This window comes from Kitasatospora sp. NPDC023176 (genome assembly GCF_055560495.1).
Genome location: NZ_JBVHIP010000018.1, coordinates 1 through 21,101 on the forward strand (window position 1 = coordinate 1; position 21,101 = coordinate 21,101).

Genomic DNA, 21,101 nt, shown 5'->3' on the forward strand with positions numbered 1-21,101 from the left:
GCCCGGTGCGGTGAGAGTCGCACGCCGGGTTCGGAGAGCGGTCCGGGGAAACGGACCGGGAGCAATCCCGGCACCGCGCCCCGGGCCGACTCACCAATCGGATCGCCCGGAGGTGGGCGCAGCGCAGGAGCGTGTTGAAGTGGCGGGTGAGGGTGGCGGGTTCGATGAGGTGCCCGTCGGGCCGGGTGAATACGTACCTGCTGTCCGTCCAGTTCGCGCCCGCGCTCTGCTTCTCCTGGGCCTGCTGGGCGCGGTGGGCGCGCAGCGAGGCGACACAGGCCACCGGGAGAGCAATACGGCGTTCGGAGCTGATGGTCTTGGTTGGCAGGGTGGTCAGGCCGCCGGTGCGCGTGCGCTGGAGGGTGCGGCGGATGGCGGCGGTGCCGGCGGCGAGGTCGAGGTCTTCCCAGCGCAGGCCGAGGAGTTCTCCTTTGCGGAGTCCGGTGCGGAGGGCGAGTTCGAACAGGGCGTGCAGCCGGTGACCAGAGGCAGCGGCGAGGAAGGTGCGGGCCTCGTTGGCAGTGAGCGGGTTGAAGCGGCGCGGCCGGGGCGTCCCGGTGCGGACGTTGCGGGCCACGTTGCGCGGGATCTCCTCCTCACGCACGGCATGCTCCAGAGCCGACTTGAGCACGGAGTGGATGTAGGCGAGGGTCAGCGGGGACAGGTACTTGCGGCAGCACTCGCCGATGGCGCAGCAGCGGGGGCGGCGGTTGGCCTGGGCGTCGGGCTTGCGCCGCGCGTCGATGCCGCGTGCGCAGCACTGGCAGACGGTGCGGAGCTCGTTGAGCCAGGTGCGTACGTCCTTGGCGGTGAGTTTGGCGAGCTTCTTCTTGCCGAGGCCGGGGATGAGGTACTGGTTGACGCAGGCGGTGTAGCGGGTGTGGGTGGTTTCGCGGAGCTGGTGGACGGCGACGTTCTCCAGCCAGTACGTCAGATAGGCGGCCAGGCTGCCCTGGGCGGTGACGACGGGGACGCCGCGGTTACTGGAGGCGGTCTTCTCGGTGAGCTTGGCGAGTGCTTCCTTGCGGGTGGTGCCGTAGACGCGGACGCGCTTGCGGGTGTTGCCGGGTGCGAGGACGTAGCCGGCGGCTTCCCAGCGGCCGTCCTTGCGCTGGTAGACGGTGCCGTCTCCGTTGGCGCGGACCCTCCGCGAGCTGGTGCCGGTGGCGGGGTTGTTGTCGTGGGTGGTCATCAGGCTGCCTCTGCGAGTTGGTGGTGGACGAGGGCGGTCAGGGCGTGCGCGGGGATGCGGCGGGCGCGGCCGATGGTGATTGAGGCGAGCCGCCGGGTGCGGATGAGGTCGTAGACGGTGGAGCGGCTGATCTTCAGGCGCGCCATGACCTCGGGAACGGTGAGGAGTTCGGCGTCGGCGGTCACGCGATCGCCCCCGTCTGGACGGCGGCGGTCAGCGGGTCGGCGGCGTGACCGGCCGGGTCACCGGAGCGCCGCGCCTGCCCGGGGCGGCTCGGTTGCTCGGGCCGGGGGCGCGATGTGGTGGCCAGGAGGTCAGCGAGGTGGGCGAGTTCGGGCAGAAGACCGGTTCCCGCGTACTGCCAGTGCGAGATCACCAGAGTCGTGTCCGCGCCGCTAGATCGCCCGTGCCTCTCGTGGTGACCGGCGCGGTGACCGGGACCGGGGGCGGCGTGACCGGCGTGACCGGCGTGACCGGCGGTCAGGTCAGCGCAATCATCGCGGTCACTGTGCCGGTCAGTGACCGAGTGGCCCTCACCGGCCGGTCCCTGGCCTGCGTGTCGGCCGACCAGGGCCGGGTCGGTCGGTGTCGAGGCAGTGGTGGCGTCGTCTTGGCGGGTGCGCCAGGCGGTGCGTTCGGCGCGGAGTTGGGTGAGGGTGGTGGAGTAGTGGCGGGTGCGGGTGGAGAAGTGGCCTCGGAAGCCGAGCATGTGGGCCCACTGCCGCAGGCGGAGGTGAGCGTGCTGGGACTGGGTGCCGAGGTGCCAGGCGGTGTGGATCATGCGGCGGGCGTGGTCGGTGAGGTCGTGTTGGGCGAGTTCGGCGAGGAAGCGGAGTCGGCGGTCGAGGGTGCCGGTGGTGGTTTCGGCGCCCTTGGTGGCGTACTTGGCGATGTAGGCGGCGACGTGCCGGTCGGTGACGGGCCCGTCGCTGGTGAAGTCGGTGCTGCGGATCGCGCGGACGTCGATCTGCCGCCCGAACCGGAACACCGTGGACTCCGACGGCTGCACCCCGTCGGTCTCCCCGGACGCGGAGCGGTGCTGGTGCCGGACGCGGGCCCGCTTCGCGGCGGCGTGGACGGCGTGGTCGAGAAGCGCGGTGGTGGCCCAGCCGGGCGGGGTGCTTGCGGGGCCGGTGGGTCCGTCGATGCGGATGACGGTGTGGAAGTGGATCTGGCCGCGCTTCTGGTATTCGGCGACCTTGGCGTAGGACAGGGTGGCGTGGTGGCGCAGGGTGCGCTGGGTGAGTCCGGCGGCGTTGGCGATCTCGCGGCGCAGGTGGGTGGTGAAGCGGGCCCACAGAGCGGGTGCGTGGGCGTTCCACAGCACCGCGCCGGTGTAGTCGTACCGCTGTGGGTTCAACGGGGTGCCGAGGAGGGGGTCGCCGTCGGCGTGCCGGGTGCCGCAGGTGCAGGGGGCGGCACCGGGCTGGTTGTGGACGGGGCCGAAGCCGGGGGCGGTGAGGGTGGCGAAGACGCGGGGGTGGGTGGAGACGCTGGTGGGGACGGTCTTGCCGCCGCGTAGTCCGGCGGCGATGAGCTGGTAGGTGTCGTAGCGGTAGACGTTCGAGCAGGCCGGGCAGCGGGTGGTGCGGCGGTTGCCGCACCGCAGCAGGAGTTCGCCGGCGGGCAGGTGGCGGGTGTCGAGGTGGTCGAGGATCTGCCCGGTGGCAGCATCGAGGCGGGTGCGGTGCCCTGTCATGCGGATCGGGCGGGCGCAGCCGCCCAGCGAGCCGACCTGCCGGGCCAGGGGCGCGAAGTAACCGGCGGCGGCGAGCTTGGCCAGCCTGGCGGTCAGCCGCGCCCGGCGTTCCAGCGCCGAGTTCCTGTTCGCGGACGTGTCGGCGCTGGTGGTGAGCGCCGGTGCGGCGAACGCCGCGCTGGCGGGAGTGGAAGTGGTTGTGGGGGTGGGGAGTTGGAGCTGTGCGGGCATGGGGACAGACCTCCGGCAGGAGTCGAGAGAAGAGGAGAGGCGATTGAGGGGCGACCCGGGTGGTCGGCGCGCGAGGGAACGGTGCGCGTGGGTGGTGGGCCGGGGGTGTCTGACCTGGTCAGCGGTGGTGTTCACCGGCGGTGCGTGAAGGTAGCATCGCTTCAATGGCGCATTCAAGTGCATCCCTCCTCATCTGTTTCGGTGGGTGGTTGGGATGCGGGTACTGTGGCCTGGTTTTCCGGTTTGGACGGGCCGAGCTTCGGTGGTAGTGGCGCAGAGAGGGCGGGGTGACCTGCGGTGACTGTGGGGCGGCGAGGGCGTAGACCGGCGGGCGGCACGGTGCTGCTGACGTTCGAGGTCATCGCCGAGGCCCTGCGGGAGCGGATCCGCTCCGGTGGGCTGAAGCCGGGGGATGCGCTGCCGACGCAGGCCGTGTTGATGGCGGAGTACGGGGCCTCCAGCCTGTCCGTGCAGAAGGCCATGGCCCTGCTGAAGCAGGACGGCTACGCGATCTCCCGCCCCGGCAAGGGAGCCTTCGTCGCCCACCCCGACGCCGACGGTGACTCAGGTGACGGGGAGGCGGGGAACACGCCCGTCGGAGGGACGGCGGCGCGCGTCGAGGCACTGGAGCTGGCACTGGCCAAGACGCTCGAACAGCTCACCGCCCTGCGTGCCCGCGTCGAAGCCCTGGAAGCGGGCGGCACCGAGCGAGGCCGCTGACCCGTCGGCCCCTGGACGGCCAGGGGCTGGAGCAGTGCGTCCAGATTTTCTCTACGAGGTTCAAGGCGGGCCCCGCCCGTTGGAGCTGACCCGACGTCGCCGACCGACGCAGACCGTGACCAGCACCCGAGGCCCTCGCGGATGTCGGCGGTCAGCGGTCAACCGCGTCGTGGGCGGGTTCGACCGGTGCCCGATGGGAGCCGGTGCCCGATGGGAGCAAGTTGTGGGGTAAGCACTGCTTACCCCAGTACCGCCCAGGGGCTGAGCAAGTTGTGGGGTAAGGACTCCTTGCGCCTTGCGGAGCAAGTTGTCGCCTGCGACCGTCCTACGGTCGGATCGCGGGCACAGGGTCGGCCAGGGGTCCGACCCTCCGTTTCCACCGCCGGGCCCGCCGAGGGCGGTATCCGACGCCGCCCCGGCTCCGCAGCGCAGGCTCCCCGCCGACCGCTCCTGTGCCGAGATGCCCGCAAGCAGCAGTCCGAACTCGCCCCCCGCGTGATCGGGACGATCAGGACGCCAGCAGCTCGGCGACTTCGGGAACGTCGCGGAACGCTCGCAGCCGGTCCAGCACGATCCGTGCGCGCTCGGTGGTGCGTTCGCTGCCGCTCTGCCCCAGGGAGAGCATCCGGCCAGCGGTCCCGGCTGCGGCCTCGGGCTCGTTCGCGTCGGCGTAGGCCACGGCCAGCCAGGACAGGTACAGCGCCAACTCCCTCGCGTGACTGGCGTCGTAACGTGCCAGGACGTCCGTCAGCAGCGGTACGGCGCGCAGGGGCCGGTGCAGCTCGGTGTAGACGCGGGCCTCCATGACCTGGAGTTCCCCGGCGTCCATCCAGTACAGGTACGACGGTGACTCGGTGCCGGCCGAGTCCTGGGACAGGGCCTCGCTGGCTTCCCCGAGGGCAGTCATGGCCGGGCGGTCCTGGCCAGCGCGGGTGTGCGCCCAGGCCACCCGGTCCAGGTACAGCGCGCGGGCTTTCGCTGGAGCATCGGGACCGGCCTCTGCCACAGCAGCGGCAGCCAGATCGACCGCGTCGCGGGGGCGTCCGGTGTTGCTCCACTGGTAGGCCAGCGAGCCCGCCACGTTCCCCGACAGCACCCCGTCCCCGGCGGCACGGGCGGCACTGATCCCGAGCCGGTAGATCCGCTCCGCCTCGGCATGCTCGCCCGCATCGGAGGCGACCCAACCGGCGATCTGCGCCAACTCGCCAATCGCCCGTAGCAGTTCACGGCCCACCTGCTCGGTGTGGGTGCCCTCGCGGTAGAGCGTGACCGCCGCCCGCAGTTCCCGCAGAGCCGGGCCGATCAAGTCCTTGCCGTAGACCACGTCATCGGCCAGCCGCAGACCGTGCACCCGCCAGGCCAGGTCGGCGACCTGCCCCGATCCGATCCGCCGACCGGCCCTGGCGCCCAGCGGGGCCAGCGGGTCACCCTCGGGCAGGAAGTCGGCCACCGTCAGCACACGCGGCGCGGGCGCGGCCGGTGAGACGGCCTTGGCCGCCTCCAGCAGCTCGCGCGGAACCTCCAGCACCAGGGCGAGGAAGGGCAGCCACTCGCGCGGGGACCGCGTGCCGATCTCCCACCGGGACACATCGTTTCGCGTCGGCGGGACGCGCCCGGGAGCAGCCTCGGCCAGCGCCTCGGCGAGCCGCCGCTGACTCCAACCGCGCGCCAGGCGCAGCCGCCTGACCAGTTCCCCGACCGTCTCCCTCACCTGGCCAGCTTGGCAGACAGCAAGGCAGACACGCTGGCTACTCCGCAAGTTTCGCGCCAAAGGGGACCCTGATCATCAACCACAGCGGAGCCGATCACGGGCGGGCACGATGAACCAGAACAGCAGCCAAGCGGAACGCCTGCCTCATCGGAGTGCGGAGTCCGCAGGGGAGGGGCCTCGGTTGCTTCCTTGGACCACCCCGGACGGGAACCCCTGCTACCTGAGCACCGACGGCAGGGGCTACCTCTCGACCCTCGCCGACGACATCGAAACGGTGCAGATCGGCATGGGCGAGGAACTGTTGGAGTACGCCCGAGGCGTCCTGGCACCTGGAACGCTCGCGCGGCCAGCCGTCGAATACCGCTGGCTGGCCTGTCGGCTGACCGAGGCCCTGTCGGATGCCCTCAGAATCGCGGACTCACGCGGGCAGCGCATCCCCGCCCCGCAGGAGGCGACCCAGGATGCCCGACCTGACGAGCACAACTGACGGCCAAGTCCGCGATACCACCACGGCGGTAGACCTTCGAGACCCGATGACGCGACAGAGGCAAAGGACCACACTGATGGGGACGACCACCCGCTACCGGTTCCGCGAGTACAACGTGACGACCACCGACCCGGACCCCTTGGCGCTGCCGACCTTCGAGGCGCTCTGCGTCACCGGCGAAGAACAGGACTGCGCTGCCGCGTCCGGCGAGATGCACACCCCCGATGACCTGACGCGCTGGATCGCCGGACACTGCGCGCAGACCGGCCACCAGTCCTATCGGCAGACCACCCACACCATCGTCCGTGCCGAGCCCGGAGCGTGGCAGTAGGATCACGCGCGCAGCCGATGACAGCACAACTGGTCTACACCTCTGACGGCAGTAGCGACGGCAACAACCACGGACTTCGGCGCACATCCACGGACACCAACGGACCGTCAAACCACCGTTGACCTGCGAAAAGGCAGGTGGAGAGGGGTCGCGTAGCACACGTACTATGTGCTGGCGGGCTCCACGCCGGTCCTCGTGCACAATACATGCGGGGGGACAATTGATCCCAGCTTGGTCAGGTTCTCGCAGGATACGGTTGGCCCGCGCTTCAGTAGTGGCGAGTCAATTGAACAAACTGCGGCTGGCCTGCGTTCGGGCTACGTTAAGCCGGAAGATCTACCGACTGTGCGACTCCACTACAAGGACGGAAATCTCTTCACGCTTGACAATCGGCGCCTGGTCGCCTTCCAGAAGGCGGGAGTTCAGATGCCCTTCAGGATGGCAACGCCCGAAGAAGTCGCCAACGAGTCTTGGAAGTTTACGACGGAGAATGAGGGACGGTCGATCGTGATCCGCTATTTCGATCCAGTGGAGTGGGCCCCGTGAACTGGCCTGATGCCGAGTTGAATGAGATCAAGTCGAGGGAAGATCTCGCCAAGTATCTTCAAAATCTGGCCAAGGCCATCAGTGATGGCAGGGTTCCGCTCGAGAATCCGTCGACCCCGGACTTCGTCGATGCATCCGGGCGTTGGACCAAGGCGATGGGGGGCTTCTTCAAGAACGTCATCGGAGAGCCAGTCCCGGAAACGCCAAGCTGGGCAATGATTGCGGCAATATTTCGCGCTGCGGTTATATATGAATAGCTTGGAAGCGTGTTGATCGTACGGAGAAGGCGCCCTTCAGAAATAGCTCGTGGAAGGCAGTGAAACTGACTGGCAGGGGCTTCGCCGGAAGTGTTCCGGTGAAGCCCCTGCGGTGTTGACGGCAGTAGTTGACGGCAACGTCAGCGGACGGGGGCTGCACAAACGGGCGGGTCGTCGCTGTCACCGGGGTTGGCGGCGGCATCGGAGGGCTTGCCGAGGGCGCGGCTGAGGAGGTCGATGGCGTCGCGCTGGAGGCGGAGGCGGACGTGGGCGTACACCGTCGCGGTGACGCCGATGTGGGCGTGACGAAGGAGTTCCTTGATGACGACGAGTTCGACGCCCTGTTCCAGGAGGAGTGTCGCGGTCGAGTGCCTCAGATCGTGGAACCGGATCGCCCGCAGGCGGGACCGACGGAGCAGGGCGTTGAAGTGGCGGTTGAGGGTGGCGGGTTCGATGGGGTTCCCGGCCGGGCGGGTGAAGACGAGGCCGTTGTCCAGCCACTCAGCGCCGGCCTGCTTCTCACGGGCCTGCCGGTTGTGGTGCTGGCGGAGCGAGGCGACACAGGCGGCTGGAGGGCGATCCGGCGTTCCGAGCTGATCGTCTTGGTGGGCAGGGTGGTGAGGCCACCGGTGCGGGTGCGTTGGAGGGTGCGGCAAATGCTGGCGGTGCCCCTGTCGAAGTCGAGGTCTTCCCAGCGCAGGCCGAGAAGTCGCCCTTGCGGAGCCCGGTTCGGAGGGCTAGTGCCGCATCAGACTGCGTTTGCCCCGTTGTGACGTGCACTTGGCTGCCATCAGGTGGCAACCAAGCGGTCAGAATGATCACGTGGCTGAACACGTACGGGTCCGCGAGATCGATGACGACGAGGGCAAGCGGTTGCTGCGAATCGTCCGCAGGGGCACGGGGTCAGTGGTGACCTGGCGGAGAGCCCAGATGATGCTGTTGTCCGCCCAGGGCATGCCGGTGATGAAGATCGCCGAGGTGACGTTCACCAGCTCGGACCGGGTCCGCGACGTGGTCCACAGCTTCAACGCCGACGGCTTCGACTCGCTCTACCCGAAGTACAAGGGCGGGCGGCTCAGAACGTTCACACTGCCCGAACGCCGTGAGATCAAGAAGACCGCCAAGTCCAGGCCGGCCGAGCACGGCTTGCCGTTCTCGACCTGGAGCCTGGCCAAGCTGGCCGACTTCCTGGTCGCCGAGGGGGTGGTCGACGACATCAGCCACGAGGGCCTTCGGGTCCTGCTCCGGAGGACGGCGTCTCCTTTCAACGCGTGAAGACCTGAAAGACCTCCCGCGACCTCGACTACGCGGCCAAGAAGGCCCGCGTGGAACACTTCTACGCCATCACCGACGGCGAGGTCATACCCGAGGAAGGCGAGCCCGAAGTCGTCTTCTGCATAGACGAGTTCGGCCCGCTCAACCTCCAGCCCCACCCGGGACGGCACTGGGCCGAGCGCGGCGGGAAGCACACGGACCCGGGTCGCGAACCGCGGCCCGGCCGGCGGGCGACCTACACCCTCCCGCACGGGGTCCGGCACCTGTTCGCCGCCTACGACCTCGCCAAAGACCAGCTCTACGGCCACATCAAGAAGACCAAGAACCGCTCGAAGTTCCTGGAGTTCTGCCGCTACCTGCGCTCACTGCACCCTACCGACGTGCGCATCGCGATCGTGGTCGACAACTACTCGCCCCACCTAACGACGAAGCACTGCCAGCGGGTCGGGACCTGGGCCGCGGCGAACAACGTGGAGATCGCCTACACCCCGACCAACAGCTCCTGCCGCTGAGAACGGGCTCGGCTTGTGCGGGTTGGCCGTACACATATCTTGAGCCGGCTCGGCCCGACTCCGGTTTCCGCAGGCTTGATACCCCGCACCCGTGTCTCAGGACGGCCCGCCACCACTCCGTAGACCAACCAACCCTTCCTGGAAGACCGGAAGTGCGAACTGTTCTGTGTCGCGTCCCGGCATCTCGAGCTTCTTGAGCTGTCCGCCGACGATGTGGGAGACCAGTGGCACCGCCAGGGCCTCCGGCCAGAGGCCGGTGCGCTTGCCTTCGGTGAGGACACGTCGGAAGGCTCCGGTGGAGCCCCGCAGGTTGCGGCCGTTCGCCTTCAACTCGTCTGCGGCGCACTCGCCTTCGCCTTGGACGACCTGGAGCAGGATCTGCTGCGCTCGCGGCGGGAGGCGGTCGTAGTACGAGCGGGCCCGCTCGGGTGTCCAGCGGTCGTCGGGTACCGCGGTCACGACCGCGGTCGGCATGGCGGCGAGGGCGAGCAGCTTCTCGAGGGCCTCGGGGGTCGGGTTCTCCACGGTGATCGTGATCTTCATGGCTGACACCCTTGCAGCCCGGAGTCTTGAACACAAATGACACTGGTAGATGCGTTACAGACAGGGGACGCACTGCGAGCGCTAATTCTGTACCGATCTACGTATCGCATCCTCTAACTGGATTTAGAGGATGCAATACAGCTCCTGGTACAGATACGTTGCCCGAGACGACGTCAGCCGCTACACCCGCCTGCTCAAGGGCTCTACCGTCGCGCCGCCCGCGCCCAGGATGTCGAACTCGTCGTCATCAAAGAACTCCTCAGCCACGCCCACGTCGGCGTCACCGCCTCCGTATACGGCCACGTCCGACTCCGCCTCCAGCGCTAGGTGTGCATCTGCCGGAGCTCGGTTACACCTGGGTCTCGGTCTTCTGCTTGAGGCGTTCGTAGGGTGTCTGGCCGCCGAGAGCGCCGTGTGGGCGGTGGAAGTTGTAGTAGTCCTCCCATTCTCGGAGTTTGTCGTTCAGGGCGCCGGTGTCGTCGTCGACGACACCGGCGAGCAGGCGGTAGAACTCCTCGGCGTCGATGCGGTGCGAGCGTTCGACCTTGCCGTTGAGGTGTGGGGATGCCGGCTTGATGTAGGTGTGGGCGATGCCCTTGTCGAGCACGTCGGCAGTTTTATACAGCACCCGTCCGCTGACGTTGCCGCCAGCTACTGTCGTCAAGGGCATATTGAAGCCCCTCCCAGCAAACAGGAGGGGGCTTCGCCGCACTATTAAGGGAGAATTAGATGGTCAATTCTTCACCCAGTGATGGGCTGCCTTAAAATCTCATCGCCTTCTACTGTCGGGCGGGCTGGTCGCGTCAGCGATCACCTTGGCACGCCCTTAATCAAGGCCGCCAATACAACCTCCACGCTTTCATCAACGAGAACGATGGCGCCAAGCTCACCGGCCCTCACAGACAGCAATCCGACTCGGCAGTCCAAATCTTCGAGGACGGAAAAGAAGATTTCCCATCCGATTCGCGAATCTCGAATTTCGTCGATTGAGTATCTGTACCCGTAGACATCAAGCACCTCCTTGGCAGGCAGAAAGGTGACATCGATGACATTGCCGGACTCGGCAGCCAGCGCGACAGCCAATCGATCGACGTCGTCCGCCAGATCCGCAGGTCGGAACGCTGACAGCAGCTCCGCGGCAGTCGCTACCGTTAGCTGCTTCACGGCACTCCCCTCCATGTCGGATATGCATCCCCCGCCATTGTTCCCTGGATTTGCACTTCGAACTCACCCCTGAATTCCACCCAAGGCTGGCATTTCTGTGAACGTGTGGCCGTCCGTCAGGAACTTCCGATTTGATTACCACCCCAATGCCAGTCGGCCCCTTGGTTGTTGCCCGACGATCTTGCTCCGTGGCCCCCTGACGGTGCTTAAGTCTCAGTCGGGTGAACCTCCCCCATGAGTAGCCGCCCCGCAGCACCGGGGAGTACGGGAAGTCGGCCGGTCCGACGTCCCGTACTTCCGCATGAACAGGCGGGGCAGGGCGGGGCAGGGCGTCTGGCAGGACGGATTCACCGGCTGTGGAGCCACTACGACACATCGCTGCTGCCGCCGCCGATGCGCGGGCCGGGACCGGGGAGCACGATACCGGGCCGGGGCGGGAGCGGGAGCCTGGTCCTCGTTCCGGTGGGTGACGCCCGGTGACGGGTGCGCTTCGTAGTGTCGGGGGCGTCACCTGGTGGTCGTCCGCCGTCACCGTCGACTCCCCGTTTCCTGTGCCGCCCCCTGCGGCGCCGCTGTCCAAGGGGCCTGCCCATGGCCGATCGTCACTTCCGTCACCGCCTCGACACCTCAGCCTCCACCGGCGCCGGTTCCGCCTCGCCGGGCGGTGCGGGGTACGGGCCGGCCCGGTAGGGCCGGCCGGAGGCGGCGATGGCCGACATCGGCCGTGCGGGCCCGTCCCGGCGGCGGGTGCTGACGGCGGGCGCGATGGCCGGGGCGACGCTCCTCGGCACCGGCCTGTCGGGGGGCAAGGCCTCGGCCGCGTCCGCCCCGGCGATCTTCTACTCGCCGCACCAGGACGACGAGGTGCTGGGCCTGGCCGGGTCGATCCTGGAGCACAAGGCGGCCGGACGGCCTGTGTACCTGGTGGTGGTGACGCTGGGTGAGAACGACGGGCTGGCGAGGATCATGAACGAGAAGGATGCGGCGGGCGGGAAGATGGAGTGCGAGCTGCGTAAAAAGAACCATTGCGCGGCCCAGGGCCCCCACGGGCTGAACTGGCCGACCGACGGTGTCAGCATGATCGCGCCCTCCCGGACCGCGGAGTTCATGGCCTCGGCCGCCGTCCTCGGCGTCGACAAGGTGATCAACCTGAAGATCTCCGACTCCGCGTGGAACGGGGACGACGCCTTCGAGAAGTTCACCAAGGCGGTCAAGTCGAAGATCGCGTCCATCGCGGATCAGTACCCGGGTGCCTCGCACAAGTTCACCGCGGGCTGGCTGGAGGTCAGTGCGACCCACAAGGCGATCTCCGACGCGGCCGTGCAGCTGGCGAGGGCGGGCAAGCTCACCGAGGTGCGCTTCAACTTCGTCTACGCCTACGACTACCCGCTCGCCTCCCGCGGCAACGGCGCCGCCTACGTGCTGAACATCCCCGCGGCCCACATGCAGACCAAGCTCAACGCCATCGCCTGCTACAACACCTGGAAGCCGCCCAAGAACCTCTACGCGCTCGGCCCTGGCGAAGCTGGAGGGCGCGGCGGCCGACCCGCACGAGTACGTCTTCGGCGTCCCCAACGACGACTACGAGTACGGGGACATCGGGTTCAAGGAGGGGGGCAAGTACAGCGGCAAGCCGCAGTGGCGGTGGTCCTGACGGCCCGCCGGGCGCGGACCGGCGCCGCACCGCCGACCGCCCCGGGCGGTTCGTTCCTAACCGCCGGGTCCTTGGGCTGCACCACGCCTCGGCGGCGGTGAAGGTGCGAAGCGACTCGTCAGCGCGTCTCCGCATTCCGACTCGACGGATATGAAGGTCTGGAGCCTCAGGATCCGTTTCAGGAGGTCACGGAGGAAGGCCCGTTCGGTCACCGTCTCCAGGGGGTGTCGACCGTTTGCCAGACCCGGAGGATGCCGCGCACGAGGTGGGGGCTGCCGCCGATGGAGGTCCGGCGGGCGTAGATCTGGTCGAAGGCTGACTCGCAGGGGACGGAGAGGGCGGCGTATAGGTCCTCAGGTTCGGTGTCTCGGTCGTGGACGAGAGGGGCGCGCCACCAGAGACGGCCGAAGACATGACGGGTGAACGGGTGAACGGGCGAGGTCGGGCTCGGACCGGAGGTCAGCCGGTCGGGACCGGTCTGCCCGGGCGCAGCGGGGCTGGTCGGGCCGCGCGGAGGGCGGTTCTGGCGCGGGCCGCGCCGCTGTGGGCGAACGGCTCGCCGGCTCCGACGGTGAGGGTGCGGGTGCCGAGGCCGGCGCAGGGGCGGCAGATGCCCGGTCGGGGAACGGGGTCGTGGCAGGTGGCGCACTCTGCGGGCCGGGGTGCGGCGGTGGGGTGCGCTGGGGGCTGGTGGGGAGGAAGTTTGTGCTTCAGGCGGTAGCGGATCACCGCTGCCGCCGAGTGCAGGGGGACGGGGAGTGCGGGCAGGAGCGCCTGTGCGAGGTCGGCGTGGGTGGCGCCGCGCTCCAGCCACTGGCTGACCAGGGGCGCGAGCGCCCGCGCTTCGGCCTCGCCCAGGCGCAGGCGCGGTTCGGGCCGGATCGCGCGGTGGAGTGCGGCGGCGGCCTCGCGGACCTGTTCGTCCGGTACGGCGGCGGCCTCGTCGGCTCGCCGCCGGTGCTCGTCCTTTCGCCCTTCCCGCCCCCGGCCCGCCTCGTCGGCTTCCGTGCGGTCGCCGGCCTCGGGGAGGGTGGTTGCTTTCGCCGGGTTCTTTACTACAGGGGTGCCAGCGCGGCCGGTGGTCGGTGCACCGGGCGCCGGACGGGTGGTACCCGGCGGGGGCGGGGGCAACTGCGGGGTGTCGTAGACGTGGGCCTCGGTGCGGATGGTGCCGTCGGGCATGCGGACCTTCTCGGTCCGGTAGAAGCCCGCAGCCGTCAGCTCCTTGAGGGCCTTGCGGACGGTGCCGCGCCCCTGGGTACTGGTGTCTGCCATGTGCCGGCCGTCCTCGCGCCAGCCGTCAGGGCGGGAGAGGAGGTCGGCGAGCAGACCGCGGGCGGTGTAGCTCAGCCGGCGGAACTGCAGGACGGCGTTGGGAAGGACGGTGAAGTGGCGTGCGTGTTCGCTACGATGAACGTGCATCGGGAGTGTCAGCTCCTGTGCCGGACCCCGGGGTGTTGGTAGCACCGCCGGGGTCAACTGTTTTCTGTTGAGGTTACGGAACGTACCACGGTGCTCACAGCCGCTTCAGCGCTTTTCCGCAACGGGACTGAGGGAACGTCACAGCAGTGCGCCTGGTGTCCGGACCTGCACGGATCAGTAGCCGTACTGATGCGACGGCCGGAACGGATCGGCGAGGTTCTCCCCGTCCTCACCAGCCGCACCGTCCGGAGAACCGTCGTGTCCGCAGCGAGCCTGACCCCTGCCCGTCACCTCCTGGCCCGCCGACTCCCCGCCCAGCGGCGGCGACCCCAAGCCGCTGTGGCTGTGGTGGTCACGGCCCACGGCCGGCCCCGCGGAGACCGACCTGGCCTGGCAGGCACTCCTGCACAGGTTCGACATCGAGCACTTCCTCAGGATGATCAAGCAGACACTGGGCTGGACCGCTCCGAGACCGCGGGAAGCCGAGGCGGCGGACCGCTGGACCTGGCTGATCGTCACCGCCTCCACCCAGCTGCGCCTCGCCCGCTCTCCGACCCCCGACCTGCAACGGCCCCGGGAGAAGCCGGCCGAACCGAACAAGCTCACCCCCGCACGAGTCCGACGCGGGTTCCGGCACCTGCACGCCAGAACACGAAACCCCGCCAAACGGGACGAATCACGAGCTGGGGCGCTGCAACGACTCCCAGAACCCTGGCGCTGTCCCTTCCGTATCCCTCCCTCGTCCCCGGATGACCGGTCGGGTGTCCCACGCCGCAGGTCAGCGCCCTGGGACGAGCAGAGACATCCCCTGCCGACGTCCCAGCGGGCCAAACGGGCTCGCGCCTGGTGCAGAGTCCTCCCTGTCGGCTCCGGGGTGGACCGACGGATCACAGGGCGAGCCGGGCGACAGCGGCCGGCGTCCTGGCTACGGAGGATCGCGATGAACGTCATGAAGAAGGCCACTCTCGCGGTGGCCGCGACCCTGCTCCTCGCCACCGGTGGCATCGCCACCGCCGGCACCGCGTCGGCGGCGACCCCGATCAGCTGCGCCGGCCGTGAGTACGAGCAGGGCGGCGCGCCGTACAAGCCCTCCGAGTCGGACAAGCACTTCGGCTTCTACAACGGCTACACCGAGACCCCGTCCCCGAACACCTTCAGCTGGGCCACCGTCGAGGCGCAGTGCCTGCTCAACACGATCGGCAGCAACCTGACCGTGGACGGCTACTACGGGCCGAAGACGCAGGACGCTGTGCGCGGCGTCCAGAACACGCAGAGCCTGACCCCGGACGGCTTCGTCGGCCCCGACACCTGGCCCGCGCTGCGCTTCGTCGCCTGGTGATCCCCCCTCAGGTCCCGGCGGCCCAGGACCCGGGCCGCCGGTGGGGCACCTCCGGCCGGCCGAAAGTCGCGAGAGTCCGGCCGAAATTCCGTGCACGACCGCCGTTCCCAGGGTGTTCGTCATGACCAGGTTCCGGCGCCGGATGGCCGCCGCCACCGCATCTGCTGCCATCGCCCTGGGAGGCGTGGTGGCCCTGGCCCCGCAGGCGTCCGCGGATGGGCTTTGCAACTACCTCCCGGACAGCGCCAGGCCCAACGTGTACCCGAACCAGAACAACGACGCGGTCGAGCAGGCCCAGTGCCTGATCCTCTTCGAGAGCGGCTTCGGGATGAACAACGCCGTGCAGATAGACGGCAAGTACGGCCAGCAGACCTACGACGGCGTGATCTGGGTCCAGCACTGCAACGGGCTGTCGGAGGACGGCATCGTCGGCCCCAACACCTGGGAGAAGCTCTACCACCCGAACTACGCGTGCCAGCGGTTCGACAACTGACCGTTCCGGGCAGCACCGACGGCCGACGCGGGACCCGCCCGGCCCCCCACCACTCGAAGGGCAGACTCATGAAGGCAGCAGGCAAGCGTGCCGTACGTAACACCGCAATGCTCGGCGCGGTGGTGGCAGCCGTCGCAGGACTGACCGCAACGCCGGCCCAGGCGGACTACAACTACTGGCAGGCCTGCATGCAGGAGGTCGGCAGCTACCACTACCTGGGCTGGGACCTCCCGAACGTGACGCTCGGCAAGGGCTCGGGCGGCGTCTGCGTCAAGGAGCTGCAGTCCGATCTCGTGCAGCTGGGCCTCGTCCCGAGCCAGGACGTCGCCAACTTCGTGGACGGCGACTTCGGCGGCAAGACGTACGACGCGGTCGTGGCCTACCAGCAGAAGTACTCCGACGCCGGCGGCGTGGACGGCCTGGTCGGACGGAACACCTGGCACGGCCTGATCGCACGGACCGAGTTCGAGTAGGCCTCCCGGACGGCGCGGGCGGCGGCCGGGATCGGGGTCGAGGTCGTGCCCGAGGTGTCTGCGGACGGCGCCGCCCCGCCGATGCCCAGTGCGGGCGGCGGGGCGGCGGAAAGGCTGGTTTGGTCAGTTGGCGGCTTCCGTGAGCTCTTGGTCGAACGCGATGGTGATGAACTCCGTGGGGCGGGGTGCGGCCAGGCCGGCCGTCGTGCGCGGGACCCGCCGTCGACGGCTTCGAGGCTGCGACGTTCACTGATCCGGTTGCGCACGGGGCCGGGTCGGCTGGCCGCGGCCCTGCGTCAGCTCGTCCGGTGTGCGGTGGCGTGTTGCCTGGTGTCAGCTGCGGGCGGTCTCGGGGCCGGGTGCGGCGGAGAGGGTGAAGGAGAGCAGGGCGGTGGCGGTGAAGTCGTCTGCGGATTCGACGGTCTGCCAGGCGCCCACGTGGTCCATGAAGCCGCTGCCGTGGCCGTCGAACGCGGCGAAGGGGTTGCCGTCGCTGGTCGGGCACTTGCGCATGCCGGGGAAGGAGTTGAGGTCCTTCAGCTTCTCCGCCGCGTTGGGTCCGTTGACGACGCCGCCCCGGAGGATGTCGCCTTCGCCGTCGAGGTCACCGGCGAGGTTGGCGGCCTGGTGTTCGGGGCAGTGCGGGAAGGTGCTGCCGGCTCCGATGACGAAGGAGGAACCCCAGGCGTTGGCGCCCAGCGTCCAGTTGCGCTGCTGGGTGGCGAACGCGTCGTAGTGGGAGTCGCCGGTCACGCGCCGGTACAGCTGGGCGGTGGCGGCCAGGCCGAAGGTGTGGGGCACGGAGTCGAAGTCGGTGTAGACGGCGCCGGCCCGGAAGGGGTCCTTGGCGGCGCGGGAGCTGCCGTCGTCGAGCTGGCGCTTGAGGTCGGCGACGAGGTCGTCGCGGGTGGCCTCGGTGCTCTGGGCGCCGGAGTCGAGGAGCTTGACGAGGTCGGCGTGCGCGAGTGCGCTGACGTCGCCGAGTCCGAGGGTGCCGAGGGTGTCGGAGGCGAGGTACCGCTTGGCCCAGTGGCCGGCCTGCTTGGTCCAGCCGGCCGCCCGGCTGTCGTCGAGGGCCTGCGCGGCCAGCGCCATCTCGGTGGCGCCGAATTCCATGTCGTCCTGCCAGGAGGCTTCGGGGTAGAAGCCGTGCGGGAAGGCGGTGACGAGCTGGTCTCCGGGGGTGGTGTCGGCGAGCGCGTAGACGTGCGCGGCCTTCTCCAGCTCCGCTTGTGCCCGGGCGGGGTTGTCGGCGGCGTCCAGCTGTGCGGCCAGGGCGAAGGTCGCGGCCACGCGTCCGGCGAGGTTGGGGCTGATGGGCTTGCCGGGGGGTGCCGCGCGGAAGACCGGGCGGTGCTTGATCAGGTAGTTCGGGTCGCCGGGCTTGACCTGCAGGGCGTCGTCGGCCTCGGGCAGGCGCCAGTCGTCGTGGTCGGAGCGGATCTTGCCGGAGCCGTCGTCGGTGTCGCCCTTGCCCAGACCGACCTGGACGTAGAGGGTGCGGGACTTGTCGTCCCACATCTTGTCGAGCCAGTCGAGCCCGTGGCGGGCCTCGGCGGCCAGCTCCGTCCCGCCGACGGGCGTGGTCCGCTGCGCGAGCAGGAGACTGGCGGTGGAGTAGGAGGCGGTGTGCGTGAACTTGAGGAAGTCACCGGCGTCGTTCCAGCCGCCGGAGACGTCGACCGGGCCGCCGACCGGCTTGAGGGGCGCGGTCAGGACCCTCTCGTCCTCGTCGTAGGCGGGGGTGTCGTAGACGGTGGCCTGGCGGTCCGCGAGGTGGGAGGGCCGGCGCCGCAGCTTGGTGGGCACGACGTCGGCCCCGTCGCGCTGGGCCTGGAAGAAGCCGACGTTGTCCTGGATGAGCTTGCCGAACAGTTCACCGGCGGGTGCGATGCGGAACCGCGGGGAGACCGCGTTGATGTTCCCGTACACCTCCACCCGGTAGTCGCCGGGCTTGGTCAGGCCGGACAGGTCCAGGGTGTGGACGTTCCGGTAGGCGTCGTTCCACCGCCCGGTGGAGGCTCCGACCTTGCCGCTCAGCACCTCGTTCCCGGCGGCGTCACGTACCCGGAAGGACGCTGAGGTCAGGGGGACGGAGGTCATGAGGTAGGCCTGCTTGGTCTCACCGGGCGTGTAACCGACCTGGTCGACGCGGACCTCTGCGCGGGGTGCTCCCGCCAGGGTGTCCGATCCCTGTGCGGACTGAACGCAGAAGACCGCGACGACCGTAGCGGCCAGACCTGCGGCGGTGATGCCGATTACGCGGGGACGAATCTTTGCCATGCCCGCACACTGTCAGCCGGCGCATGAGGCCAACATGAGGAAGCCCGGGCAGACCCCCGGCCCGCCCGCGGAACCCGATTCCCCGGCTCCGGCTCTGCGACGGCACGGGCACCCCGCCCCCCGCCTCGGCCCCCGCCCCCGCCCCCCTCACGCGGAAGTCCGGCAGCGGTGTGACGGCGCCGGGCCCTCGGACACCGTCCGGAGATGGCGGTCAAGCACCGCTACAGCGGCGTTCGTGCCCTTTTCGACCCAGTAGGCTCGCCCGTCATGCGCGTACTTGTCCTGGAGGACGACCCCGAACTCGGCCCCGTGATCATCAGAGGCCTGCGCGAAGCCGGCTTCGCCGTCGACTTCGCCGGCGATCTCGCCGACGCCGACTTCAAGCTCGCGGTCAACACCTACGACTGCCTCATCGCCGACCGCACCCTGCCCGACGGCGACGCGCTCACCCTCCTCGCTGCCCAGCGCAAGCGGGGCTCCACCCTGCCGGTCCTCCTGCTCACCGCCCTCGACGCGGTCACCCACCGCGTGGCCGGCTTCGAACACGGCGCCGACGACTACCTCGTCAAACCCTTCGCCTTCGCCGAACTCAGCGCCCGAGTGCGCACCCTGTGCCGTCGCGGCCAGCCCGCACGGCTGCCCGAGCTGCGCGTCGGCGACCTCGAACTCGACCTGCCGCGCCGCCGGGTGCGGCGAGCGGGCGTGCTCCTGACCCTCACCGCGAAGGAGTTCTCGGTCCTGGAGGTCCTGATGCTGCGGGCCGGTGAGGTCGTCACCCGCACCGACCTCATCGAACGCTGCTGGGACGAGCAGGCCGAACCGCTCTCCAACGTCGTCGACGTCCTCATAGGCCAACTGCGCCGCAAACTGGGCCCGCCCGAACTCATCCACACGGTGCGCGGCGTCGGCTACCGCATCGACGACCAGGCCCCGGGCCTGTGACACCGCGCACCCCCGCCGTCGCGCGCCTGCACCGCGCCCGTTGGGCGATGACCCTGCTGTTCGCCGCGACCACCGCCGCCTGTCTGCTGGTGCTCGCCGTCATCGCGGTGCGCACCGACGGCCGGTCCCGGACGGACGAGCTCGACAGCGGCGTCAGCCACCGGGCGGACGGGCTCGCCCGCACGCTGTACTACGACGGCGGCGTCCTGCACCTCGACGCGCTGCCGGAGGACGACCTGGCCCGCAGCGCCGAGAAGCTCGGCGTCCTCCAGGCACCCGACCACACCCGGCCGCAGATCCGCTACGCACGCGATTCCCCCACCGCCCTGCCCGGCCAGGCGGCGCTGGACGAGATCTGGCAGCAGGTCCAGCACGACCAGGAGACCGTCCTGGTCAGCGCCGACGTCGACGGCCGGGAATACCAGTGGGCCGCGGCCCCGGTCTGGGACGACGACAGGATCGGCGCCGCCGTCCTGGTCGGCGCCGACCCCGCCCGGAGCCTGGCCGCCCACACCCGACTGCTGCACTGGCTGGCCGCGGGCTGCGCGGCCCTGGTGCTGGCCGCCGCCGCCGTCGGCCACCTCCTGTCCGGGCGGGCCATGCGACCCGCCCTGCGGGGACTCGAACAGCAGGAACAGTTCCTCGCCGAGGCGGCCCACGAACTGCGCACCCCGCTGGCCACCCTGCGGCTGGTGGTCGAGAACGGCAGCACCACGCCGACCCGGGCACCGCAGGCCCTGGACGAGGCCGTCCGGCTGGTCGACCGCCTGGGCCGCCTGGTCACCGGCCTGCTGGCCCGCGCCCGCGTCGAAGCCGGCACCCAGGACATCGAGCTGACCCCGCTACGGCTCGACCAGCTCGTCGAACAGACCGTCGAGGAACTCCCCGACCACAGCGGCGTCACGCTCACCACCGAAGCCGCCGTCGTCAACGGAGACCCCGAACTGCTCGCCCAGGCCGTCCGCAACCTCGTCGAGAACGCGCTGCGGCACGGCGGCGGAACCCCGGTCGAGGTGAGCGTCACCCCCGGCCGCGTCGCCGTACGGGACCACGGCCCCGGCATCCCCGCCGAGGACCGCACCCGGGTCTTCGAACGCCACGTCACCGGGCCTGCGAGCACGGGCACCGGCACCGGCCTCGCCATCGTCCGCTGGGTGGCCGAACTCCACGGCGGCACCGCCCAGCTCTCCCCTGCCTCGGGCGGCGGGACACTGGCCGAGCTGCTGCTGCCCCAGCACACCAACACCTGAGCCGGCCCCGCCCGGCCCGATCATTGAGCGTCGCCGGCCGCCTGGATCGATCGTGGTGACAGCTTGCGTGCCGATCTGACAGGTATCGCGCTTCGGCACCCTGTCCTGTGCCGCTGGCCTTGACCGATTGCCACTGACGTTCGACCGCTGCCCAGTGCGCGCCGGCGAACGCCGACGGCCTCACCAGCCCCCGGGTGCGTACGGCCAGGACTTGGGACGGGCGGGGCTTCCTAGGGCAGCGTCTGAGGACGCCACTCCTCACGGTAGCCGGGGGCATCGTGGTAGATCTGGGCAAGGAGTCTGACCGCCGCTCCAAGGCCGGCGGCCCACCCGGCGTCGAAGTCATTGCCGGTGGCGCCCACAGCCGGCGTGTCGAGGTGCGCAACCGGTGCGTAGAGATCTGTGACCGCGCGAACCATGTCGATCATTGGGATCGTGCTGTCGAGGTGCACGTCCGTGTCGGGGGGAGCAAGCGCCGTGATCCTCACGACGTCGTGCTCGTCCGCGTCGAGCTTCGCTCGCACGAACGGGATGAGGCCATCGTTCATGGCGGTCATCCTGACCCACGGCCGCACGA

At 69.6% G+C, this 21,101-nt stretch carries 21 protein-coding genes and 4 pseudogenes; 12 read left to right on the forward strand and 13 right to left on the reverse strand.

The window, feature by feature from the left end:
• The 3 genes from ACZ3YL_RS23475 to ACZ3YL_RS23485 all read right to left on the reverse strand — a co-directional run.
• The coding region (locus ACZ3YL_RS23475) for a site-specific integrase (RefSeq protein ID WP_465659581.1) at positions 1–1,192 on the reverse strand (1,192 nt) is incomplete at its 3' end.
• Positions 1,192–1,377 (reverse strand): helix-turn-helix domain-containing protein, encoded by a 186-nt coding sequence (locus ACZ3YL_RS23480; protein WP_097238193.1) that lies wholly within the window; start codon positions 1,375–1,377, stop codon positions 1,192–1,194. The genes ACZ3YL_RS23480 and ACZ3YL_RS23475, both read right to left, overlap by 1 nt.
• Entirely contained in the window at positions 1,374–3,005 is a 1,632-nt protein-coding gene (locus ACZ3YL_RS23485) for a replication initiator (RefSeq protein WP_465659795.1), read from the reverse strand. The genes ACZ3YL_RS23480 and ACZ3YL_RS23485 overlap by 4 nt, the downstream gene beginning before the upstream one ends.
• 456 nt (positions 3,006–3,461) lie before the next feature.
• Between ACZ3YL_RS23485 and ACZ3YL_RS23490 the strand changes: the two genes are divergently transcribed.
• Complete coding sequence (locus ACZ3YL_RS23490; protein WP_465659583.1) at positions 3,462–3,842, forward strand: winged helix-turn-helix domain-containing protein; 381 nt, start codon at positions 3,462–3,464, stop codon at positions 3,840–3,842.
• A gap of 508 nt (positions 3,843–4,350) precedes the next feature.
• Here the strand turns inward: ACZ3YL_RS23490 and ACZ3YL_RS23495 are convergent.
• Positions 4,351–5,553 carry a transcriptional regulator gene (locus ACZ3YL_RS23495; protein WP_465659584.1) on the reverse strand — a complete coding sequence of 401 codons (1,203 nt, stop codon included), beginning with the start codon at positions 5,551–5,553 and terminating at the stop codon, positions 4,351–4,353.
• 109 nt (positions 5,554–5,662) lie between these two features.
• Here ACZ3YL_RS23495 and ACZ3YL_RS23500 point away from each other — a divergent pair, with 109 nt between their 5' ends.
• From ACZ3YL_RS23500 to ACZ3YL_RS23510, 3 genes are all read left to right on the forward strand, one after another.
• Entirely contained in the window at positions 5,663–6,040 is a 378-nt protein-coding gene (locus ACZ3YL_RS23500; RefSeq protein ID WP_465659586.1) for a hypothetical protein, read from the forward strand.
• A 76-nt stretch (positions 6,041–6,116) separates the two neighbouring features.
• Positions 6,117–6,371, forward strand: coding sequence for a DUF7848 domain-containing protein (locus ACZ3YL_RS23505; RefSeq protein ID WP_465659588.1), 255 nt, complete (start codon positions 6,117–6,119; stop codon positions 6,369–6,371).
• Between the two features lie 542 nt (positions 6,372–6,913).
• Entirely contained in the window at positions 6,914–7,174 is a 261-nt protein-coding gene (locus ACZ3YL_RS23510) for a DUF7660 family protein (RefSeq protein WP_465659589.1), read from the forward strand.
• Between the two features lie 140 nt (positions 7,175–7,314).
• Here ACZ3YL_RS23510 and ACZ3YL_RS23515 read toward each other — a convergent pair.
• A pseudogene (locus ACZ3YL_RS23515) lies at positions 7,315–7,915 on the reverse strand (site-specific integrase); the annotation flags it as partial.
• 81 nt (positions 7,916–7,996) lie between these two features.
• On the opposite strand from ACZ3YL_RS23515, the pseudogene ACZ3YL_RS23520 reads away from it, so the two are divergent.
• Positions 7,997–8,952 (forward strand): annotated as a pseudogene (locus tag ACZ3YL_RS23520) (IS630 family transposase); the annotation flags it as partial.
• 105 nt (positions 8,953–9,057) lie between these two features.
• Here ACZ3YL_RS23520 and ACZ3YL_RS23525 read toward each other — a convergent pair.
• The 4 genes and pseudogenes from ACZ3YL_RS23525 to ACZ3YL_RS23540 all read right to left on the reverse strand — a co-directional run bounded on the left by ACZ3YL_RS23525 (position 9,058) and on the right by ACZ3YL_RS23540 (position 10,668).
• Complete coding sequence (locus ACZ3YL_RS23525) at positions 9,058–9,504, reverse strand: hypothetical protein (protein WP_465659590.1); 447 nt, start codon at positions 9,502–9,504, stop codon at positions 9,058–9,060.
• Positions 9,505–9,684: 180 nt separating this feature from the next.
• A complete protein-coding gene (locus ACZ3YL_RS23530) occupies positions 9,685–9,807 on the reverse strand; it encodes a hypothetical protein (RefSeq protein WP_465659592.1) in 123 nt (40 codons plus the stop codon).
• Positions 9,808–9,853: 46 nt separating this feature from the next.
• Positions 9,854–10,111, reverse strand: a pseudogene (locus tag ACZ3YL_RS23535) (integrase core domain-containing protein); the annotation flags it as partial.
• Positions 10,112–10,314: 203 nt separating this feature from the next.
• Positions 10,315–10,668: a hypothetical protein gene (locus ACZ3YL_RS23540; RefSeq protein ID WP_465659594.1), complete on the reverse strand. Its 354-nt coding sequence runs from the start codon at positions 10,666–10,668 to the stop codon at positions 10,315–10,317.
• Between the two features lie 708 nt (positions 10,669–11,376).
• Between ACZ3YL_RS23540 and ACZ3YL_RS23545 the strand changes: the two genes are divergently transcribed.
• Positions 11,377–12,423 (forward strand): PIG-L deacetylase family protein, encoded by a 1,047-nt coding sequence (locus tag ACZ3YL_RS23545; protein WP_465659596.1) that lies wholly within the window; start codon positions 11,377–11,379, stop codon positions 12,421–12,423.
• A gap of 107 nt (positions 12,424–12,530) precedes the next feature.
• Here ACZ3YL_RS23545 and ACZ3YL_RS23550 read toward each other — a convergent pair whose 3' ends face one another.
• Together ACZ3YL_RS23550 and ACZ3YL_RS23555 are read right to left on the reverse strand one after the other, a co-directional pair.
• Complete coding sequence (locus tag ACZ3YL_RS23550) at positions 12,531–12,785, reverse strand: DUF6339 family protein (RefSeq protein ID WP_465659796.1); 255 nt, start codon at positions 12,783–12,785, stop codon at positions 12,531–12,533.
• Positions 12,782–13,744, reverse strand: coding sequence for a hypothetical protein (locus ACZ3YL_RS23555; protein WP_465659598.1), 963 nt, complete (start codon positions 13,742–13,744; stop codon positions 12,782–12,784). Before ACZ3YL_RS23555 ends, ACZ3YL_RS23550 begins: the two co-directional genes overlap by 4 nt.
• Positions 13,745–14,057: 313 nt before the next feature.
• Here ACZ3YL_RS23555 and ACZ3YL_RS23560 point away from each other — a divergent pair.
• From ACZ3YL_RS23560 to ACZ3YL_RS23575, 4 genes and pseudogenes are all read left to right on the forward strand, one after another.
• Positions 14,058–14,408: pseudogene (locus tag ACZ3YL_RS23560) on the forward strand (NF041680 family putative transposase); the annotation flags it as partial.
• 276 nt (positions 14,409–14,684) lie between these two features.
• The gene (locus tag ACZ3YL_RS23565; RefSeq protein WP_188309126.1) at positions 14,685–15,083 is read left to right on the forward strand and encodes a peptidoglycan-binding domain-containing protein; all 399 of its coding nucleotides are present in this window, start codon (positions 14,685–14,687) and stop codon (positions 15,081–15,083) included.
• Positions 15,084–15,204: 121 nt separating this feature from the next.
• A complete protein-coding gene (locus tag ACZ3YL_RS23570) occupies positions 15,205–15,576 on the forward strand; it encodes a peptidoglycan-binding domain-containing protein (protein WP_465659600.1) in 372 nt (123 codons plus the stop codon).
• A 68-nt stretch (positions 15,577–15,644) separates the two neighbouring features.
• Positions 15,645–16,049 carry a peptidoglycan-binding domain-containing protein gene (locus ACZ3YL_RS23575; protein WP_188309128.1) on the forward strand — a complete coding sequence of 135 codons (405 nt, stop codon included), beginning with the start codon at positions 15,645–15,647 and terminating at the stop codon, positions 16,047–16,049.
• 333 nt (positions 16,050–16,382) lie between these two features.
• Here the strand turns inward: ACZ3YL_RS23575 and ACZ3YL_RS23580 are convergent, their stop codons facing one another.
• Positions 16,383–18,332, reverse strand: coding sequence for a glycoside hydrolase family 9 protein (locus ACZ3YL_RS23580; RefSeq protein WP_188309129.1), 1,950 nt, complete (start codon positions 18,330–18,332; stop codon positions 16,383–16,385).
• 267 nt (positions 18,333–18,599) lie between these two features.
• On the opposite strand from ACZ3YL_RS23580, the gene ACZ3YL_RS23585 reads away from it, so the two are divergent.
• Positions 18,600–19,274, forward strand: a complete 675-nt coding sequence (locus ACZ3YL_RS23585; protein ID WP_465659602.1) for a winged helix-turn-helix domain-containing protein — start codon at positions 18,600–18,602, stop codon at positions 19,272–19,274.
• A gap of 47 nt (positions 19,275–19,321) precedes the next feature.
• Positions 19,322–20,524 (forward strand): sensor histidine kinase, encoded by a 1,203-nt coding sequence (locus tag ACZ3YL_RS23590; RefSeq protein ID WP_465659604.1) that lies wholly within the window; start codon positions 19,322–19,324, stop codon positions 20,522–20,524.
• Between the two features lie 230 nt (positions 20,525–20,754).
• Here the strand turns inward: ACZ3YL_RS23590 and ACZ3YL_RS23595 are convergent, their stop codons facing one another.
• Positions 20,755–21,072, reverse strand: a complete 318-nt coding sequence (locus ACZ3YL_RS23595) for a DUF6221 family protein (protein WP_188309132.1) — start codon at positions 21,070–21,072, stop codon at positions 20,755–20,757.
• Positions 21,073–21,101: the final 29 nt, after the last annotated feature.

Coding starts and splice junctions, on each gene's coding strand:
- ACZ3YL_RS23590 (WP_465659604.1), top strand. CDS start 19,322: ATGACCCTGCTGTTCGCCGCGACCACCGCCGCCTGTCTGCTGGTGCTC.
- ACZ3YL_RS23580 (WP_188309129.1), bottom strand. CDS start 18,332: ATGGCAAAGATTCGTCCCCGCGTAATCGGCATCACCGCCGCAGGTCTG.
- ACZ3YL_RS23505 (WP_465659588.1), top strand. CDS start 6,117: ATGGGGACGACCACCCGCTACCGGTTCCGCGAGTACAACGTGACGACC.
- ACZ3YL_RS23570 (WP_465659600.1), top strand. CDS start 15,205: ATGACCAGGTTCCGGCGCCGGATGGCCGCCGCCACCGCATCTGCTGCC.
- ACZ3YL_RS23565 (WP_188309126.1), top strand. CDS start 14,685: ATGAACGTCATGAAGAAGGCCACTCTCGCGGTGGCCGCGACCCTGCTC.
- ACZ3YL_RS23585 (WP_465659602.1), top strand. CDS start 18,600: ATGCGCGTACTTGTCCTGGAGGACGACCCCGAACTCGGCCCCGTGATC.
- ACZ3YL_RS23525 (WP_465659590.1), bottom strand. CDS start 9,504: ATGAAGATCACGATCACCGTGGAGAACCCGACCCCCGAGGCCCTCGAG.
- ACZ3YL_RS23500 (WP_465659586.1), top strand. CDS start 5,663: ATGAACCAGAACAGCAGCCAAGCGGAACGCCTGCCTCATCGGAGTGCG.
- ACZ3YL_RS23575 (WP_188309128.1), top strand. CDS start 15,645: ATGAAGGCAGCAGGCAAGCGTGCCGTACGTAACACCGCAATGCTCGGC.
- ACZ3YL_RS23595 (WP_188309132.1), bottom strand. CDS start 21,072: ATGAACGATGGCCTCATCCCGTTCGTGCGAGCGAAGCTCGACGCGGAC.
- ACZ3YL_RS23545 (WP_465659596.1), top strand. CDS start 11,377: ATGGCCGACATCGGCCGTGCGGGCCCGTCCCGGCGGCGGGTGCTGACG.
- ACZ3YL_RS23555 (WP_465659598.1), bottom strand. CDS start 13,744: ATGCACGTTCATCGTAGCGAACACGCACGCCACTTCACCGTCCTTCCC.